Consider the following 17,706-nt stretch of genomic DNA (forward strand, 5'->3'; position numbering starts at 1 on the left):
CCCGGCGCCCGTGCCGCCCGCGCCGCTCCCGGCGCCCGTGCCGCCTGCGCCGTCCACCGCGACCGTCCAGCCGTCGGCCGTGCGCCGCAGTTCCCGTGCGGGCGCCCCGGTGCGGATCTCGCCGCCCGCGGCCCGTACGGCGTCGGCCACGCCGAGCGGCAGCCGCACGATCCCGCCGTCGATGCCCATGAACACCGGGCCGTCCTGCCGTCGCGCCGAGCGCTCGGCCAGCTCCCGGACGCCCTCGGTCAGCGGGCGGCCGGACTGCGCCACCTCGAACAGGGTGGGGACCGACGCGCGCATCGAGGTGCGGTACACATCGCCCGCGTACACCCCACCCAGCAGCGGTTCCACCAGCCGGTCCACGACCTCGCGGCCGAGCCGCTCCGCCAGATACCCGCCGAGCGCCACGTCCTCACCCACCGGCGTGGGCGGCAGCTCGCGGTCGCGGGCGATCCGGGCCAGCCCCTCCTCCGAGATCACCCCGGACGCGGCCAGCGGCTCCAGATCGCCGGGGACGCCCATCACATGCCCCTTGGGCATCGGGCGCAGCCCGCCACGCGTCCAGAGCGAGGCGGTCGCGGTCGCGGGCGGCTGAAGCCGGTCGCCGAGGCCCACGGCGCGCGCCAGCTCGACCGCCTCCGGGCGGCGGGCGAGCATCGACTCGGCGCCCAGGTCCACCGGTACGCCCTCGATCTCCCCCGGGCGCAGCTTGCCGCCGAGCCGCCCCGACGCCTCAAGCACCGTCACCCGCGCCCCGCCGTCCAGCAGCCGGTGGGCCGCCGCGAGGCCCGCGATTCCGCCGCCGATGACCACGACATGGCCGGTGCGCCCCGCCCCCGGGGTGTTCGCCGCTCTCATGCCCCCACTCTCTCACCCGCCCCCAGGGCGTGATGCGCCGAGGCCGTGGCCAGATCGGCCTCGATACGGGCCGCGGTGGCGCGCAGCGCCGGGAGGAGTTCGCCGCGGGCGCTCTCGGCGGTGCCGCGGCCGGCGTGGGTGGCCACGTTGAGCGCGGCCACCACGCGTCCGCGCGCGTCCCTCACGGGCACGGCGAGCGACCGCAGCCCCTCCTCCAGCTCCTGGTCGACCAGGGCGTACCCCTCCGCCGCCGCGCGCTCCACTTCGCGCGCCAGCTCGGCCACGTCGGTCACGGTGTGCAGGGTCAGCGGCTCCGGCCGCACCCCGGCGAGGTGGGCGGCGCGGGCGTCGGCGTCCAGGCCCGCGAGCAGCACCCGGCCCATGGAGGTCGCGTAGGCGGGGAAGCGGGTGCCGATGGTGATGTTGACGCTCATGATGCGGACGGTGGGGACGCGCGCGATGTAGCGGATGTCGCCACCGTCGAGTACGGCGAGGGACGCCGACTCGTGGACGGTCCGGACCAGTTCGCGCATATGCGGCTGGGCGATGTCGGTGAAGCCGAGCTCCGCGAGGGGGGCGTAGCCGAGCTCCAGCACGCGCGGCAGCGGCCGGAAGGCCCGGCCGTCGGCCTCCGCGTACCCCAGCTCGACCAGGGTGAGCAGCGAACGCCGGGCGGTGGCCCGGGCCAGCCCGGTGGCCTCCGCGACGGCGCTGAGCGTCATCCCCCCGCCCTGCGCCGCGCCCAGGGCCGCCCCACCCGAGGCCGCCCCGCCCAGGGCCCGCAGCACGGCCAGTCCGCGCGCGAGGGACTGTAGGAACCCCGCTCCCAGCTCCCGCTTGGCCATCCGCGCGGGGTCCTCGCCCACGGCCGTACCGGAGTCCCCAGCACCCGAAGCGACCGAAACACCCGAGACAACCGAGACACCCGAGGCACCCGAGGCACCCGAAGCGCCCGAGGCAGCCGGCCTGGGCCGCCGGGCCGTCAAAGCCGCCTCCATCGCCGGGAGTTCCGCCCCCAGAGGCCCCAGCACCGCCGCCCGCAGCGAGTCCGCGTCATGGCGGCTGGTGTGGCTGACCACGTTGACCGCGCAGACGATACGGCCCGAAGCGTCCCGTACCGGAACGGACACCGCCACCAGGCCCGGTTCGATCAGCTGGTCGTCGACGGCCCAGCCGTCGCGGGCGGCCTCCTTGACGCGGGCCTCGAAGTCCTCGCCGGAGGCGGGACGGTGGCGCGGCGGGACGGCCGGGAAGGCGGTGTCCAGGGGGTCCTCGGCGCGGCGGGCGCGCCAGGCGGTCCACTCGGCCCCGGACCACTCGGCGGCGAAGAGCGCACCGGGCGAGCAGCGCTCGGCGGGGAGCAGATCACCGATCCGGAAGGCGAGGGACATGGTGCGGCGGCGGGTGACCTGGACGACGAAGCGCACCCCGCCGCCGTCGGGCACGGCGACCGAGACCGACTCGTCGAGCCCGTCCGCGAGCCGCTCGGCGAACGGGCCGAGCGCGGCGGGCAGTCCGCTCGCGGCCAGATAGGCGTTGCCCAGCTCCATCAGCCGGACGGCCAGGCCGATGTCGCGGCCGTCGAGCGTGACGTAACCGAGCTGTTCGAGCGTGCCCACGACGCGGTCGACCACCGACCGGGCGAGCCCGGTGCCGCGCACGAGATCGCCGGGCCGGACCGTCGTCCGTCCCTCGTGCGCGGCCAGCCGGGTCAGCTCGCGCAGCACGGCGAGGCCGCGCTCGAGAGGCCCGACGGGGCCATTGACAGGTGGTGGCACCGGGCTGAAACTCATCACCAGCCGATTATGAACGAAGTTTCACTCAGCGAACAAGTGGCGAAGGCGAAGCGGGCCGCAGGGATCACCGAGCGACGCCGCATGGATCACCACAGCGACATGGACCACCACAGCGAGGGGACGATGTGATGCGCACGACCGTCGGCATCATCGGCGGCGGACCCGCCGGGCTGCTGCTCGCCCGGCTGCTGCACCGCGCCGGGATCGACTGCGTGGTGCTGGAGAGCCGGGACCGGACGTATGTCGAGCGGCGCCAGCGGGCCGGGATCCTGGAGCAGGGCACCGTGGATGTGCTGCGGGAGTGCGGCGCCGGCGGACGGCTGGACCGCGAGGGGCTGCCGCACCAGGGCATCGAGCTGCGCTTCGAGGGCCGCGGCCACCGCGTGGACTTCCCCTCCGCCACCGGCGGCAAGTCGGTGATGGTCTACGCCCAGACCGAGATCGTGAAGGATCTGATCGCGCTCCAGCTGGAGGAGCCGGGCGGTCCCCCGCTGCTGTTCGAGGCCGAGGCGCTGGCCATCGAGAAGCCGGACTCCGCCGCGCCCGTCATCCGCTTCCGCCACGAGGGCCGCGAGCAGACCCTGAGCTGCGACTACGTGGCGGGCTGCGACGGCTTCCACGGCATCGCCCGGCGCGCGATCCCCGCCGACCGGGTGCGTGCCTTCGAACACACCTACCCCTACTCCTGGCTCGGAGTGCTGGCCGATGTGGCGCCGTCCTGCGAGGAGCTGATCTACGCCCGCCATCAGCGCGGCTTCGCCCTGCACAGCATGCGCTCCCCCCGTGTCTCCCGGCTCTACCTCCAGGTGCCGGGCGGCACCGACCCGGACGACTGGACCCATGAGCGGATCTGGGACGAGCTGTCGGCCCGCTTCGCGGTCGACGGGGACTGGACGCTGGAGCGCGGCCCGATCACCGCCACCTCGGTCACCCCGATGCGCAGCTTCGTCCAGGAGCCGATGCGCCACGGCCGGCTCTTCCTGGCGGGCGACGCGGCGCACATCGTGCCGCCCACCGGTGCCAAGGGGCTCAATCTGGCCGTCGCCGATGTGATCACGCTGGCCCGGGCGCTGATCCACCAGGAGACCGGCTCGCCCGAGCTGCTGGACGGCTATTCGCGGACCTGCCTGCGCCGGGTGTGGCAGGCCGAGCGGTTCTCGTACTTCATGACGGACACGCTCCACCGGCGCCCGGACGAGAGCCCGTTCGAGGACCGGGAGCGGATCGCGCGGCTGGAGCGGATCGCCTCATCCCCCACCGCCTCCGCCGAGCTCGCCGAGAACTACGTCGGCCTCCCGCTGTCATGACCGCTTCCGGCCCTCTCGTCCCCATCACCCCACCTGGCACCCGCGCCACCGGCGGCCGGGAGGACGGCGGCCGCTCGGTCGCGGGCCGGGTGCTGGCGGTCCTCGACGCCTTCGACGCCTCGCACCGCTCGCTGTCCCTCACATCCCTCGCCCGGCGCGCCGGGCTGCCGCTGGCCACCGCGCACCGGCTGGTCGCCTCGCTCACCCGCTGGGGCGCCCTGGAGCGCGACGCCACCGGGGCGTACCACATCGGGCTGCGGCTGTGGGAGGTGGCGACGCTCTCCCCGCGCGGGGTCGGGGTGCGCGAGGCGGCCCTGCCGTTCATGGAGGACCTGTACGAGGCCACCCACGAGAACGTCCAGCTCGCCGTGCGGGACGGCCTGGAGGTGGTCTATGTCGAGCTCATCTCGGGACACTCGGCGGTCCAGGTGCGCACCCGGGTCGGCAGCCGCTGGCCGCTGCACGCGACCGGCGTCGGTCTTGTACTGCTCGCGTACGGGCCGCAACGGCTGTACGAGCGGGTGTGCGCCCGCCCGCTGCGCCGCTACACCGAGCTGACGATCCAGGATCCGCACCGGCTGCGGGCCGCCCTGGCCGAGGTGCGGCGCACCGGGATCGCGGTCAGCGACCGGCAGATCACCATGGACGGGCTGTCCATCGCCGCCCCGGTGCGCGGACCGGGCGGGGAGGTGGTGGCCTCGCTGTCGGTGGTGGTGCCGGCCGCCGAGGGGCGGGCCCCGGGGCTGGTCCCGGCCGTACGGGTCGCCGCCCACGGCATCTCCCGTACCCTCGCCGCCGCCCTGGGGCAAGACCCCGTGGCGGAGGCTTCCGGTCGGTGAAAGTCCCGCGAACGCGCCTTGCCGCGCCCCGAATCCGGCCACATTCTGTGTGGCACCAACCGAGCCGCCGAGCCGAACGCCCAGGCCCGAGAGGGGACATGGAGACATGCCCGAAGTGACCGCAGAGCCCACCGCGCAGGGCCGGGAGGCGCCCCGCGGCGGCTGGCAGCCGTATCACACCCTGTGGGCCATGCTGCTGGGCGGCTGGCTCTTCAGTTACGCCGACCGCACCATCACCGGCCCCGTCGTCACCTGGCTGATCGAACACGACCACGGCATGCTGGCCTCCGCCAGCCATCCGCACGCGCTCGGCGGTCTGATCGGCAGCCTCTTCTTCGCGGGCTACATGCTCACCCAGTTCCCCGGCGGCTATCTCGGCGACCGCTTCGGGCACCGCACCATGCTCGCGGTCTCGCTGCTGTGGGCGGGGGTCGCGACGCTGGCCAGCGGCCTGATGAGCGGGCTGATCGCCTTCGTGGTGCTGCGGGTGCTGACCGGGCTCGGCGAGGGCGTCTTCTACTCCAACGACCGCTCGCTGATCGCCCAGCGCACCCCGCCCGCCAAGGCCGGTCTCGGCATGGGCGTGGCCATCACCGGGCTGTCCATCGGGCTGACGATCGCGACCATCAGCGCGCCGTACCTGATCGACTGGGGCGAGGAGGTGTTCGGCGAGGAGGACGCCTGGCGGATGCCGTTCCTGGTGCTGGGCGTCGCGACGCTCGCGTTCGGCTGGGCCACGGCGGTCTATATGCGCCGTATCGGCGGGCCGCTCAAGGCCACCGGTTCCACGCTGCGGCTGCTGGCGACCTCGGCGGTGCTGTGCGCCGCGGTCATGGCGGTCTATCTGATCGCCGACGGGGCCGGGATGCCGAGCTGGGGCGTGGCGATCCTCGAGTGCGTGCTGGCGTTCCTGCTCATCGGAGGGATCTTCGCCCGCCGCGGCGGCCGGCTGGGGGCGGTCTCGCGGAACCGCAATGTGCTGCTGCTCAGCTTCGCCTTCATCGCGGTCATGTGGAACCTGTGGTTCTTCAGCTTCTGGTCGGTGTCGATCGTCGCGGACGCCGCCCACAGCTCGTTCCAGAACGCCGCGCTGGTGGCCACCTTCAACGCGGGCGCGGGCATCCTCGGCTTCCCGGCCGGGGGCCGGCTCTCGGACCATGCGAAGGCCCGGGGGTGGGGGCGGCGGCCGCTGCTGATCGCGTTCACCGTGGTCCAGGGGGTGCTGGTGCTGGTGTTCGCCGCGTATCTGCAAACCCATGAGAAGCCCTCCCTCTGGGTGATGTCCGTTCTGCTCTTCGTCTCCAGCCTGTTCTTCAACGCGCTCCAGCCGATGGCGCACGCGCTGCTGAACGATGTGGTGGACGCGGCCGAACGCGGCGCGGCCTTCGGGCTGTTCAACCTGGTCGGGGAGATCGGCGCGGTGGTCAGCCCGGCGCTCAGCGGCACGCTCTTCGACCACTACGGCAGCTGGACGAACGCGGTCTACATCGACGGCGCGCTGATGCTCGCCAGCGCGCTGCTCTACACGCTGATCCGGGAGCGGACCGCGCGCGCTTAACTTGGTGCCCTAAAGCCGGACATCAATGGCGGAGGGGCATACATGACGGCGGCACGACGCATGGTGGTCATCGGAGGCGACGCGGCGGGCATGTCCGCCGCGTCGCGGGCGCGCAGACTCAAGAGCCGGAGCGAGCTGGAGATCCTCGCCTTCGAGCGCGGCCAGTTCACCTCGTACTCGGCCTGCGGCATCCCGTACTGGGTCGGCGGGCTGGTGAACGGCCCCGACGAGCTGGTCGCCCGGACGCCCGAGACCCACCGGGGCCGCGGGATCGACGTACGGACCCACACCGAGGTCGTTGAGATCGACCTCGCCGGGCAGCGGGTCCTGGCGCGGGACCTCGATCCGCGCGGCGAGGGCGACCAGTGGTACGGCTTCGACGACCTGGTCATCGCGACCGGCGCCCGGCCGCGCCGCCCCGGAATGCCCGGGATCGACGCCCCCGGCGTGCACGGGGTGCAGACCCTGGAGGACGGGCGGGCGCTGCTGGAGTCCCTGGAGGCCACTCCGGTCGAGCGGGCGGTGGTGATCGGCGCCGGATACATCGGGGTGGAGATGGCCGAGGCGCTCATCCAGCGCGGCTCCCGGGTGACCGTCCTGGAACGCGGTGAGCAGCCCATGTCCTCTCTCGACCCCGACATGGGGCGGCTGGTGCGCGACGCGATGTCGGGGCTCGGCATCGACACCGTGACCGGCGCGGAGGTCACCGAGGTGGTCACCGGCGAGGACGGCCGGGTGCGGGCGGTGGCCACCAAGATGAGCGAATACCCCGCCGACCTGGTGGTCCTGGGCCTGGGGGTGGCCCCGGAGACCGCGCTCGCCCAGGAGGCGGGACTTCCGGTGGGCGAGTACGGCGGGCTGCTGACCGATCAGGCCATGCGGGTGCGCGGTTACGACAACATCTGGGCGGGCGGCGACTGTACCGAGGTCCTCGACCTGGTGTCCGGCCGCACCCGGCACATTCCGCTGGGCACCCACGCCAACAAGCACGGGCAGGTCATCGGCTCCAATGTGGGCGGCGACTACGCGACCTTCCCCGGTGTCGTCGGCACGGCCGTCAGCAAGGTCTGCGATCTGGAGATCGCCCGCACCGGGCTGCTGGAGGCCGAAGCGGCCGCCGTGGGGCTCCAGTTCGAGGCGGTCACGATCGAGGCGACCAGCCGCGCCGGGTACTACCCGGAGACCCGGCCGATGACGGTGAAGATGCTCGCCGAGCGGCGCACGGGACGGCTGCTCGGCACGCAGATCGTCGGCCGCGAGGGCGCGGGCAAGCGAGTGGACATCGCGGCGGTCGCGCTGACCGCCGGGATGACGGTGGAGCAGATGACGGCGCTGGACCTGGGCTACGCCCCGCCGTTCTCACCGGTGTGGGACCCGGTACTGGTGGCGGCCCGCAAGGCGGCGGCAACCGTAAGGTCGGCGGAACGCCGCTGAGCCCGCCGTGCGCTCTTCCGGGGCGTCCGGCGGATCGTGCCGCCTGCGGCGGGCCTTCCCCCTAACCGCCCCTTCCCGAACCATGGGGCTCCGCCCCCTGGACCCCGGACGCCCTTCGGGCGTGTCCTCAAACGCCGGACGGGCTGATTTCAGCCCCTCCGGCGCTTGAGGAGCGGGGTCCGGGGCGGAGCCCCGGTTTCGGGAAGGGGCGGGTAGGGGAACAGCCCGCCGCGGGCGGCAAGCCCCGTCGCCCCCCCCCGCGTCGCCGATCAGCGCGCGCCGTCGATGATCCGCAGCGCCTGCCGGACCCGCTCGGCCACATGGCGGGGGCAGCTCCACGCCTCGGGGGCGAAGGGCGGCTCGGGCGTGTCGTACTCCCCCGGTGCGTACAGATGGTTGAGATGGGCGCCGTAAGGGTCCTCGTGGAAGCCGAAGTGACGGCGGCCCGCCAGCTCGGCCAGCGCCTCCCAGGGGTGCGCCTCCCCGTGCGGGCAGGACTCGGCCGCCGGATCGGTCCGCACCGCGCCGAGGATGGCCCGCAGATCCCGGTGGACGGCCTCGGGCGGGGCCTCCTCGCCCGAGGTCACCGACCAGCAGGCCACCAGCAGCAGCACCAGCCGCTCGCGCGGATCCGGCGGGCCCGCCGCGAACCGCCGCGCGGCCCACAGCCCGGCGTCCTCCGCGGCCTGCCCGTCCCGGCAGCGGAAGCGCACGGCGTGGGTGAGCCGTTCGATGTCGAGCCGGCCGTCGGGGCGCAGCAGCGCCTCGTCCAGGTGGGCGGTGTCCCGGAGGCCGAAGAGCCGCTCACGGCCGGTGCGCAGATGGTCCAGCGCCTCGCGGGCGATCGCGGCGAGGAAGGCGGGGCACAGCCACGCCTCCAGGGGCGCCGTCTCCAGCTCCTCGCGGTGCCAGTGGCGGTAGACGCCCCGGCCGCCGGGGCTGAGCAGGTGGATGCCCACGGTGGCCTGCTCCGCGGTGTCCCGGCCGACCTCCGGGTGCTCGCCCTCGCCATGCCCGCAGGAGACGTCGCCGAGGCCGGGCAGCACCGCCTCCAGGGCGTCCACCATGGTGTCCAGGACCCGCCGGTCGCGGATCCGGCCGCTGGCGGCGTACCAGCAGGCGGCGTGCAGGACGACCACGAGCCCGGCGCGGTGGTAGCCCAGGGGGTTGGCGACCAGGTTCCTGGCGTAGGCGGACAGCTCCTGGGCGGGGTCCACCGCCGCGCTCGGGTAGTCCCAGACGATCGAGCGCAGATCCTCGGCGCGGCGCGCGTCGCGGACCGGGAGCCGGGGCGGGATGCCGCCCACGCTGCCGGGGGCGATGATGTCGATGGCGACCCGCGCGTACCCGGCGATGTCGCGCGGGCACAGCCACTGCTCCTTGGTGGCGTCGTCCTCCCAGTCGGGGTCCCGGTCCTCGGCCAACCCGTTGGTGAGCAGCGGCAGATCGTCCACGAAGTGGTCGATCCGGTCGTCCAGATCGCCCTCGTACGGATGCGTCCGGTGGGCGCAGGGGGCCTCGCGCAGCCGCCGGTCGGTGGCGTGGAGCGCCTCCAGGGCCACCGCCGCGACGTCCTTACGGGAGAACCGGCCGATGTGCGCGGCCATCATGACCAGCCCGAGCGTCCAGGCGTACGCCTCCTCGCCCGCGGGATCGGCCACCAGCCGCCTGGCACAGTCCAGGACGACCCGGTCCGAGTCGCCGCCGTGGGTCTCGTGGAGGATGCCGTGCCAGTCGTCGACGAAGTGGACACACTCCGGCGACTCCTGCGGGGCTGACAGCGCGGTGGCGGGCATGTCGGTCATGCCCCTCACGACGCCACGGGAGGCACGCGGGTTCCCGCTTGGTTCAGACCTTCACAGAAGGTGCGCGCGATGCGCTCTGGGTGTGCACATACTCGACGAGCCGGGTGAGCGCGTCCGGATCGGTGTTGGGCAGCACGCCGTGGCCGAGGTTGAAGATATGCCCCTCCACCCCACGGGCCGCCTCCAGCACCTCGTCGGCCTTGGCCTCGACGGCCGTACGCGGGGCGAAGAGCACCGCGGGGTCGAGATTGCCCTGGAGCGCCTTGTCGGGGCCGACCCGCCGGGCGGCCTCGTCCAGCGGCACCCGCCAGTCGACGCCGACGACATCCGCGCCCGCCTCGCCGAGCAGCCCGAGCAGCTCACCGGTGCCCACGCCGTAGTGGATGCGCGGCACGCCGTATCCGGCGACGGCGGCGAAGACCTTCGAGGACGCGGGCAGCACGCTGCGGCGGTAGTCGGCGGGGGCCAGGGCACCCACCCAGGAGTCGAAGAGCTGGACGGCCGACGCGCCCGCCTCGATCTGCACCTTGAGGAAGGCGATGGTGATGTCGGCGAGCCGGTCCAGCAGCGCGGCCCAGAGCGCCGGGTCGCCGTACATGAGCGCCTTGGTGTGCTCGTGGTTGCGCGAGGGGCCGCCCTCGATCAGATAGCTGGCGAGCGTGAAGGGGGCGCCCGCGAAGCCGATGAGCGGGGTCGCGCCGAGCTCGCCGACGAGCGTCCCGACGGCCTCGGTGACGTACTTCACATCGTCCGGGTCGAGCGGGCGCAGCCGCTCCAGATCGGCGCGGGTGCGGATCGGCCGCTCGACGACCGGCCCGACACCGGGCTTGATGTCGAGGTCGATGCCGATGGCCTTGAGCGGTACGACGATGTCGCTGTAGTAGACGGCCGCGTCCACCCGGTGGCGGCGCACCGGCTGGAGCGTGATCTCCGTGACCAGGTCGGGCCGCATGCAGGAGTCGAGCATGGCGATGCCCTCCCGCAGCTTGCGGTACTCCGGAAGCGAGCGCCCCGCCTGCCGCATGAACCACACAGGTGTATGGGGCACCGGCTCCCGGCGGCAGGCCCGCAGAAAGGCCGAATCGGCTGTGGCACTGGCCGCGGCACGGCCGGTCTGCTGCTGGCCCCGGGGCCGCTCGTTGGCGCTCATGCCCCAGATTTTCGCACGGGCCGAACGAGTGACCCGCCAACCCGGGTGTTCCTCCCCGGTTAGGGCCCTCAGTGCGCCTAGTCTTCCGGGCATGGCAGCGGTTCAAGGACACCTCTCGAACGGTGCTGACGGCCCTGACGGCACGGACGCGGGCGGTGAGGACACCCCTCCCGCCTTCCGGCATGCCGTCACCGCGCTGCGCGGTGTGCGGGTGCGGCCCGAGGTGGAGCTCGATCCGACCCCACCCCCGCGTCGGCTCGCACCCTACTCGTACGCGCTGGAGGCGGTGGTCACCGGCGCGGCGGGCGAGGACGAGGAGCTGGCCGAGGGGCGGCTGATCCTGCTGCACGACCCGGCCGGGCACGACGCCTGGCGCGGCACCTTCCGCCTGGTCACGCTGGTCCACGCGGACCTGGAGCCGGAGATCGCGGCGGATCCGCTGCTGCCCGAGGTGTGCTGGTCCTGGCTCACCGGCGCGCTGGAGGCACGCGGGCTGCCCTACGGGGAGCCCAGCGGCACGGTCACCCGGGCGAGCTCGCACTACTTCGGCGCGATGGGCGAGCGGGAGCCGTCCACCCGGATCGAGATCCGGGCCTCCTGGACCCCGTCCGACCACCCGCCCCCGGAACCGGCCCACCCCGGCCCGCGCCGCCCGGAACCGGCGGGAGAGGGCGGCGCCGAACGGCTGGGCGTGCCGGACACCGCGGGACACCTGGCCGCGTGGTGCGACCTCCTGTGCCAGATCGCGGGCCTGCCTCCGGTCGGCGCCACGGAGGCGGGGGTCGTCTCGCTGCCGCAGCGGAGGGGGCCTCAGCCTCGCTGAGCCCCAGGCCGCTGGGGTCTTCCGGCCGGGGGGCCTCCCAGCGGCGGCCGGGGGCGAGCCGAAGGGGCGCGTCGCCGCCGTAAGGGAGTCGCGCGGGGAGCGGGGGCTGTGATCGACATGCGGCTCCGCCGCGTGGGCGACCGAGCGCGTCGACCGTCGACAGGGACTTGGGCGCCCCGGACGCGAACCGAGCCCAAAAAGATCAGTCGCGATCGATCAGTCGTCCTAATTGCCCGAATTGTTACTCACCAAATCGTGATCATTCTCTAAAGCCCGGCCGTATCGGTGCCGAAGGACGTGGTGACCCGTCCCACCACTTCCCCAGGAGGACCTGGTGTCTGTTCTCCTCGAGCAACCGTCCAGCCTGGTCGCCTACCGCCCGAACAAACCGACGGCCATGGTGGTCGTTGCCGACCCCCGCGTTCGTTCCACCGTCACCCGCCACCTCTGGGCCCTGGGGGTGCGCGACGTCATCGAGGCGTCGTCCATCGCCGAGGCCCGTCCCCGCATCGGGAATCCGCGCGACATCTGCGTGGCCGATGTCCACCTCCCCGACGGCTCCGGCCTCACACTGCTGTCCGAGACCCGCGCCGCGGGCTGGCCCAACGGGCTGGCCCTGTCCGCCGCCGATGACATCGGCGCCGTACGGAACGCACTGGCCGGCGGCGTCAAGGGCTATGTCGTCACCGGCACCCGCACCAACCTCGGCATCCCGGGCCGCCCCGGCGCCGCCCCGCTCGGCGCCGCCGCCCGGATGCACCGCCGCCCGCCGGGCGCCCCCGGCCACCCGGGCGGCTACCGGGAGCTGTCGGGCCGCGAGGTCGAGGTGCTGAGGCTGGTTGCGGAGGGCCAGTCCAACAAGGCCATCGGCGTCTCGATGGGCCTGTCCGCGCTCACCGTCAAGAGTCACCTCGCCCGGATCGCCCGCAAGCTGGGCACCGGGGACCGGGCGGGAATGGTCGCGGTCGCGCTGCGGACCGGAATCATCCACTGAGCCGTACCTCCCGCACGGCCGCCACGCCGCCGCCCACCACCCCCCGCGCCCGTCGACGGAACGTTCCGTCGACGGGCGCCCTGCGTACTCCCCGCACACAGCTACCCTTGACAGGTGACCGACGCCCAAGAGACCGCAGCAGAGACGACACTGCGAACCACCGGGGGCGCTCCTCCGGACGACCTCCCCCCGGCGCCGGTCCCCTTGCTGGAGCCGCGCGAGGGCATCCCGCCCGTCACCGCCGACGCGGACACGCTGGCCGAGGTCATCGCGACCTTCGCCGCCGGGCACGGCCCGGTGGCCGTCGACGCCGAGCGCGCCTCCGGCTACCGCTACGGACAGCGGGCCTATCTGGTCCAGCTGCGCCGGGCCGGAGCGGGGACCGCACTGATCGACCCCGTCGGCTGCCCCGACCTCTCGGGTCTGGGCGCCGCGATCGCCGACGCCGAATGGGTCCTGCACGCCGCGACCCAGGATCTGCCCTGTCTGCGGGACATAGGCATGGTCCCGACCCGGATCTTCGACACCGAACTCGCGGGCCGGCTGGCCGGGTTCGCCCGGGTGGGGCTCGGCGCCATGGTCGAGAACATCCTCGGATACGCGCTGGAGAAGGGCCACTCCGCCGTGGACTGGTCCACCCGCCCGCTGCCCGAGCCCTGGCTGCACTACGCCGCGCTCGACGTCGAGCTGCTGGTGGACCTGCGCGACGCGCTGGAGGACGAGCTGGAGCGGCAGGAGAAGCTGGAGTGGGCGCACCAGGAGTTCGCGGCCATCGCCGCGGCCCCGCCCGCCCCGCCGCGCAAGGACCCCTGGCGGCGTACGTCGGGGATGCACAAGGTCCGGCGGCGCCGGCAGATGGCCGTGGTGCGCGAGCTGTGGACGGCCCGGGACCGGATCGCCCAGCGCCGCGATGTCTCACCGGGCAAGGTGCTGGGCGACGCGGCCATCGTCGAGGCCGCGCTGGCCCTGCCGGGAGACGTCCGGGCACTGGCCGCGCTGAACGGTTTCGGCCATCGGATGAACCGGCGCCAGCTGGAGCAGTGGCAGGCCGCGGTGGACCGGGCGCGGGCGCTGCCCGAGACGGACCTGCCCCAGCCGGGCCAGCCGGTGGCCGGTCCGCCCCCGCCGCGGGCGTGGGCCGACAAGGACCCGGCCGCCGCCGCGCGGCTCTCCGCGGCGCGTGCGGCCGTCACCCAACTGGCCGAACAGCTGAATCTTCCACAGGAGAACCTGATCGCCCCGGACACCGTCCGGCGGCTGTGCTGGGAGCCGCCCGCCGAGCCGACGACGGATGCGATCGCCTCCGTTCTCGCAGGTCACGGCGCCCGTCCCTGGCAGATCGACCAGGTGACCCCGGTGCTGACGGCCGCCTTGCTGACGCCCCCGGCGTGATGTGACGCGCGTGGACCGGCGGCCCCGCCGCCGGTCCACGGCTGTGACCTTCAACCCTCCGGCGGTGGGGACTGGGCAGCTTGGTTACTCATAAGTAGCATGAGGGTGTGACGGCGCGCCCCGGGCGTGCCCGCAGCAGTGCCATCCCGCACCTGGAGGAGAGCCAACGTGCCTCGTACCGCTAGGGACGTCGTCTTCGTCGACGGCGTCCGGACCCCATTCGGCAAGGCGGGCCCGAAGGGCATCTACCACGAGACCCGCGCCGACGACCTGGTCGTCAAGTGCATCCGGGAGCTGCTGCGCCGCAACCCGGATCTGCCGCCGGAGCGCATCGACGAGGTGGCCATCGCCGCGACGACGCAGATCGGCGACCAGGGCCTGACCATCGGCCGCACCGCGGGCATCCTGGCCGGGCTGCCCCAGTCGGTCCCCGGCTACGCCATCGACCGGATGTGTGCCGGTGCGATGACGGCCGTGACCACCACCGCGGGATCCATCTCCTTCGGCGCCTACGACGCCGTGGTCGCGGGCGGTGTCGAGCACATGGGCCGCCACCCCATGGGCGAGGCGGTCGACCCCAACCCGCGCTTCGTCTCGGAGAAGCTGGTCGACGAGTCGGCCCTGTTCATGGGCATGACGGCGGAGAACCTCCACGACCGGCTGCCGCACATCTCCAAGCAGCGCGCCGACGAGTTCGCGGTGCGCAGCCAGGAGAAGGCCGCCAAGGCGTACGCCAACGGCAAGATCCAGCAGGACCTGGTGCCGATCTCGGTGCGCCGCACCTCGCCCGAGGGCGGCGAGACCGGCTGGGGCCTGGCGACCGCCGACGAGCCGATGCGCCCGGGCACCACGCTGGAGGGCCTGGCCGCGCTGAAGACCCCGTTCCGCCCGCACGGCCGGGTCACGGCCGGTAACTCCGCGGGGCTCAACGACGGCGCCACCGCCTCGCTGATCGCCTCCGAGGACTTCGCCCGGGAGCTGGGCCTGCCGGTCAGGATGCGCCTGGTCTCGTTCGCCTTCGCGGGCGTCGAGCCCGAGGTGATGGGCTACGGCCCGGTCCCGGCCACCAAGAAGGCCCTGGCGAAGGCCGGTCTGTCCATCGAGGACATCGGCCTGTTCGAGATCAACGAGGCGTTCGCCGTCCAGGTCCTGTCGTTCCTGGACCACTACGGCATCGCGGACGACGACGAGCGCGTCAACCAGTACGGCGGCGCGATCGCCTTCGGCCATCCGCTGGCCTCCTCCGGGGTCCGCCTGATGACGCAGCTGGCACGGCAGTTCGAGGAGCGCCCCGAGGTCCGCTACGGCATCACCACGATGTGCATCGGCTTCGGCATGGGTGGCACCGTGATCTGGGAGAACCCGCACTTCGAGGGGAACAAGTGACCAACACCGCAGAGCTTCTCAAGGGAGCGGCAGAGCTCTTCCCGGGCGAGGTCGTGACACAGGCGCACGTCCGCCACCTCGATCTCCCCCAGGACGCGGGCCGCTTCGCGCTCATCACACTGGACAACGGCCTGGACCACACCAAGCCCACCACCTTCGGCCCGGCCTCGCTCGCCAACCTCAACACGGCGATCGACCAGGTCGAGAAGGAGGCCGCGGACGGCGAGATCACCGGTGTCGGCATCACCGGTAAGCCGTTCATCTTCGCCGTGGGCGCCGACCTCAAGGGCGTGGAGCTGCTGAAGCGCCATGAGGACGCGCTGGCCATCGGCAAGGGCGGCCATGACGTCTTCAAGCGGCTGTCCTCGCTCGCCGTGCCCACCTTCGCGTACTACAACGGCGCGGCGATGGGCGGCGGGGTCGAGGTCGGGCTGCACTGCGCCTACCGCACCGTCTCGGCGGCGCTGCCCGCCTTCTCGCTGCCCGAGGTGTTCCTCGGCCTGGTGCCCGGCTGGGGCGGCTGCACCCTGCTGCCGAACCTGATCGGCGCCGACCGCGCGGTCTCGGTCATCATCGAGAACTCGCTCAACCAGAACAAGCAGCTCAAGGGCGAGCAGGTCTACGAGCTCGGGATCGCCGACGCGATCTTCGAGGGCGCGGACTTCCTGGAGCAGTCGCTGATCTGGACCGCCGCCGTCCTCAAGGGCGAGATCGAGGTCGTACGGCCCGAGATCGACCGCGGCGACGCCTGGCACGAGGCCGTGGTGCGCGGCCGCGCCATCGCCGACGGCAAGGTGCACGGGGCGGCCCCGGCCGCCTACCGCGCGCTGGAGATCATCGACGCGGCGCGCAACGGCGATCTCGCCCGGGGCTACGAGGCCGAGGAGAAGGCGCTCGCCGACCTGATCATGGGCAGCGAGCTGCGCAGCGGCATCTACGCCTTCAACCTGGTGCAGAAGCGCGGCAAGCGCCCGGCCGGCGCCCCGGACAAGTCGCTGGCGCGCCCGGTGTCCAAGGTGGGCGTCGTGGGCGCGGGTCTGATGGCCTCGCAGCTGGCGCTGCTGTTCGCGCGGCGTCTCGAGGTGCCGGTCGTGCTGACCGACATCGACCAGGAGCGGGTCGACAAGGGCGTGGGCTATGTCCACGGCGAGATCGACAAGCTGCTGCTGAAGGGCCGGATCAACCAGGACAAGGCCAACCGCCTCAAGGCCGCGGTGACCGGTTCGCTGGACAAGGCCGCCGCCTTCTCCGACGCCGACTTCGTCATCGAGGCCGTCTTCGAGGAGATGGGCGTCAAGCAGAAGGTGTTCGCCGAGGTCGAGGCGGTCGTGCCGGAGCACGCCATCCTCGCCACCAACACCTCCTCGCTGTCGGTCTCCGAGATGGCCGCCCAGCTCAAGCACCCCGAGCGGGTCGTGGGCTTCCACTTCTTCAACCCGGTCGCGATCCTGCCGCTGCTGGAGATCGTCCGCGGTGAGAAGACCGATGACGCGTCCCTGGCCACGGCCTTCGGCGTGGCCAAGAAGCTCAAGAAGACCGCCGTCCTGGTCAAGGACGCCCCGGCGTTCGTGGTCAACCGGATCCTGACCCGCTTCATGGGCGAGATCCAGAACGTGATCGACGAGGGCACCCCGGTGGACGTCGCCGAGCGCGCCATCGAGCCGCTGGGCCTGCCGATGTCCCCGCTGGTGCTGCTGGAGCTGGTCGGCCCGGCGATCGGCCTGCATGTCTCCGAGACCCTGCACGGCGCGTTCCCCGACCGCTTCACGGTCTCGGAGAACCTCAAGCGCGTGGTCGAGGCGGGCAAGCGCGGCTTCTACGTCCACGACTCCGGCAAGCCGGAGCTGGACCCGGAGGTCGCCGCGCTGCTCCAGCAGGGCGACACCGTCCTCACCGAGGAGCAGGTGCGCGCCCGGGTGCTGGACGCGGTCGCGCAGGAGATCGGGCTGATGCTCGAGGAGGGCGTCGTCGCCGAGGCGCAGGACATCGACCTGTGCCTGATCACCGGCGCGGGCTGGCCCTTCCACCTGGGCGGCATCACGCCTTACCTGGACCGTGAGGGCGTCTCGGAGCGGGTGAACGGCAAGACGTTCCTGGCGCAGGGCGTGGCGAGCGTTCCCGCGTAGCGTCGGCCGCGTATGGCATACCCGGGTGCCGGGCGGGCGAAGGCCCGCCCGGCACTTGGCCGTTCCGACGCCTGCCCCGCCGGGGCCTGTCCCACCGACGCGTGCCCCACCGGCGCGTGTCCCACCGGCGCGTGTCCCACCGGCGGCGCCCCCGCGCCCCGGCGGAGGGCGGTCCGGCGCGGGGCGGACCGGCGCGGGGCGGTCAGCGGAGGCGGCCCGGCGCGGGGCGGTCGAG

The 17,706-nt window shown here is 73.3% G+C and carries 13 protein-coding genes; 9 read left to right on the plus strand and 4 right to left on the minus strand.

Features of this window, described 5'->3' with window-relative positions; all coding sequences use genetic code 11:
• Together hemG and ABD329_RS45455 are read right to left on the minus strand one after the other, a co-directional pair.
• Nucleotides 1–861: protoporphyrinogen oxidase (gene hemG / locus ABD329_RS45450; RefSeq protein ID WP_344318019.1), on the minus strand; the 861-nt coding region annotated here is incomplete at its 3' end.
• Nucleotides 858–2,654: an IclR family transcriptional regulator domain-containing protein gene (locus ABD329_RS45455; RefSeq protein WP_425574463.1), complete on the minus strand. Its 1,797-nt coding sequence runs from the start codon at nucleotides 2,652–2,654 to the stop codon at nucleotides 858–860. The genes hemG and ABD329_RS45455, both read right to left, overlap by 4 nt.
• Before the next feature lie 131 nt (nucleotides 2,655–2,785).
• Between ABD329_RS45455 and ABD329_RS45460 the strand changes: the two genes are divergently transcribed.
• The 4 genes from ABD329_RS45460 (at nucleotide 2,786) to ABD329_RS45475 (ending at nucleotide 7,795) form a co-directional block, all read left to right on the plus strand.
• Nucleotides 2,786–3,964, plus strand: coding sequence for a 4-hydroxybenzoate 3-monooxygenase (locus tag ABD329_RS45460; protein WP_198280384.1), 1,179 nt, complete (start codon nucleotides 2,786–2,788; stop codon nucleotides 3,962–3,964).
• A complete protein-coding gene (locus ABD329_RS45465; RefSeq protein WP_246618928.1) occupies nucleotides 3,961–4,803 on the plus strand; it encodes an IclR family transcriptional regulator in 843 nt (280 codons plus the stop codon). Before ABD329_RS45460 ends, ABD329_RS45465 begins: the two co-directional genes overlap by 4 nt.
• Before the next feature lie 106 nt (nucleotides 4,804–4,909).
• Nucleotides 4,910–6,361 carry an MFS transporter gene (locus ABD329_RS45470; RefSeq protein WP_198280385.1) on the plus strand — a complete coding sequence of 484 codons (1,452 nt, stop codon included), beginning with the start codon at nucleotides 4,910–4,912 and terminating at the stop codon, nucleotides 6,359–6,361.
• 42 nt (nucleotides 6,362–6,403) lie between these two features.
• Nucleotides 6,404–7,795, plus strand: coding sequence for an FAD-dependent oxidoreductase (locus ABD329_RS45475; protein ID WP_198280386.1), 1,392 nt, complete (start codon nucleotides 6,404–6,406; stop codon nucleotides 7,793–7,795).
• Nucleotides 7,796–8,064: 269 nt separating this feature from the next.
• On the opposite strand, the gene ABD329_RS45480 is transcribed toward ABD329_RS45475, so the two are convergent.
• Together ABD329_RS45480 and hemE are read right to left on the minus strand one after the other, a co-directional pair.
• Nucleotides 8,065–9,600, minus strand: coding sequence for a hypothetical protein (locus tag ABD329_RS45480; protein ID WP_344318021.1), 1,536 nt, complete (start codon nucleotides 9,598–9,600; stop codon nucleotides 8,065–8,067).
• A gap of 43 nt (nucleotides 9,601–9,643) precedes the next feature.
• Nucleotides 9,644–10,750, minus strand: coding sequence for a uroporphyrinogen decarboxylase (gene hemE / locus ABD329_RS45485; protein ID WP_198281940.1), 1,107 nt, complete (start codon nucleotides 10,748–10,750; stop codon nucleotides 9,644–9,646).
• A 91-nt stretch (nucleotides 10,751–10,841) separates the two neighbouring features.
• On the opposite strand from hemE, the gene ABD329_RS45490 reads away from it, so the two are divergent.
• From ABD329_RS45490 to ABD329_RS45510, 5 genes are all read left to right on the plus strand, one after another.
• The gene (locus ABD329_RS45490) at nucleotides 10,842–11,573 is read left to right on the plus strand and encodes a DUF3000 domain-containing protein (RefSeq protein WP_344318022.1); all 732 of its coding nucleotides are present in this window, start codon (nucleotides 10,842–10,844) and stop codon (nucleotides 11,571–11,573) included.
• 334 nt (nucleotides 11,574–11,907) lie between these two features.
• Nucleotides 11,908–12,567, plus strand: coding sequence for a response regulator transcription factor (locus ABD329_RS45495; RefSeq protein WP_014175686.1), 660 nt, complete (start codon nucleotides 11,908–11,910; stop codon nucleotides 12,565–12,567).
• A gap of 114 nt (nucleotides 12,568–12,681) precedes the next feature.
• Nucleotides 12,682–13,959, plus strand: a complete 1,278-nt coding sequence (locus ABD329_RS45500; RefSeq protein WP_198280854.1) for a ribonuclease D — start codon at nucleotides 12,682–12,684, stop codon at nucleotides 13,957–13,959.
• Nucleotides 13,960–14,127: 168 nt separating this feature from the next.
• On the plus strand, nucleotides 14,128–15,345 hold the full coding sequence (locus ABD329_RS45505; protein WP_198280853.1) for a thiolase family protein: 1,218 nt from the start codon (nucleotides 14,128–14,130) through the stop codon (nucleotides 15,343–15,345).
• Entirely contained in the window at nucleotides 15,342–17,471 is a 2,130-nt protein-coding gene (locus ABD329_RS45510; protein WP_198280852.1) for a 3-hydroxyacyl-CoA dehydrogenase NAD-binding domain-containing protein, read from the plus strand. The genes ABD329_RS45505 and ABD329_RS45510 overlap by 4 nt, the downstream gene beginning before the upstream one ends.
• Nucleotides 17,472–17,706 lie beyond the last annotated feature (235 nt).

The organism is Streptomyces javensis, assembly GCF_039525925.1.
In the GTDB taxonomy this organism is placed as follows: Bacteria; Actinomycetota; Actinomycetes; order Streptomycetales; family Streptomycetaceae; genus Streptomyces; species Streptomyces asiaticus.

Bases quoted from the DNA above. Each gene is read 5' to 3' on its own strand.
- hemE (WP_198281940.1), bottom strand. From the start codon at position 10,750: ATGAGCGCCAACGAGCGGCCCCGGGGCCAGCAGCAGACCGGCCGTGCC.
- ABD329_RS45490 (WP_344318022.1), top strand. From the start codon at position 10,842: ATGGCAGCGGTTCAAGGACACCTCTCGAACGGTGCTGACGGCCCTGAC.
- ABD329_RS45475 (WP_198280386.1), top strand. From the start codon at position 6,404: ATGACGGCGGCACGACGCATGGTGGTCATCGGAGGCGACGCGGCGGGC.
- ABD329_RS45455 (WP_425574463.1), bottom strand. From the start codon at position 2,654: ATGAGTTTCAGCCCGGTGCCACCACCTGTCAATGGCCCCGTCGGGCCT.
- ABD329_RS45460 (WP_198280384.1), top strand. From the start codon at position 2,786: ATGCGCACGACCGTCGGCATCATCGGCGGCGGACCCGCCGGGCTGCTG.
- ABD329_RS45480 (WP_344318021.1), bottom strand. From the start codon at position 9,600: ATGACCGACATGCCCGCCACCGCGCTGTCAGCCCCGCAGGAGTCGCCG.
- ABD329_RS45465 (WP_246618928.1), top strand. From the start codon at position 3,961: ATGACCGCTTCCGGCCCTCTCGTCCCCATCACCCCACCTGGCACCCGC.
- ABD329_RS45470 (WP_198280385.1), top strand. From the start codon at position 4,910: ATGCCCGAAGTGACCGCAGAGCCCACCGCGCAGGGCCGGGAGGCGCCC.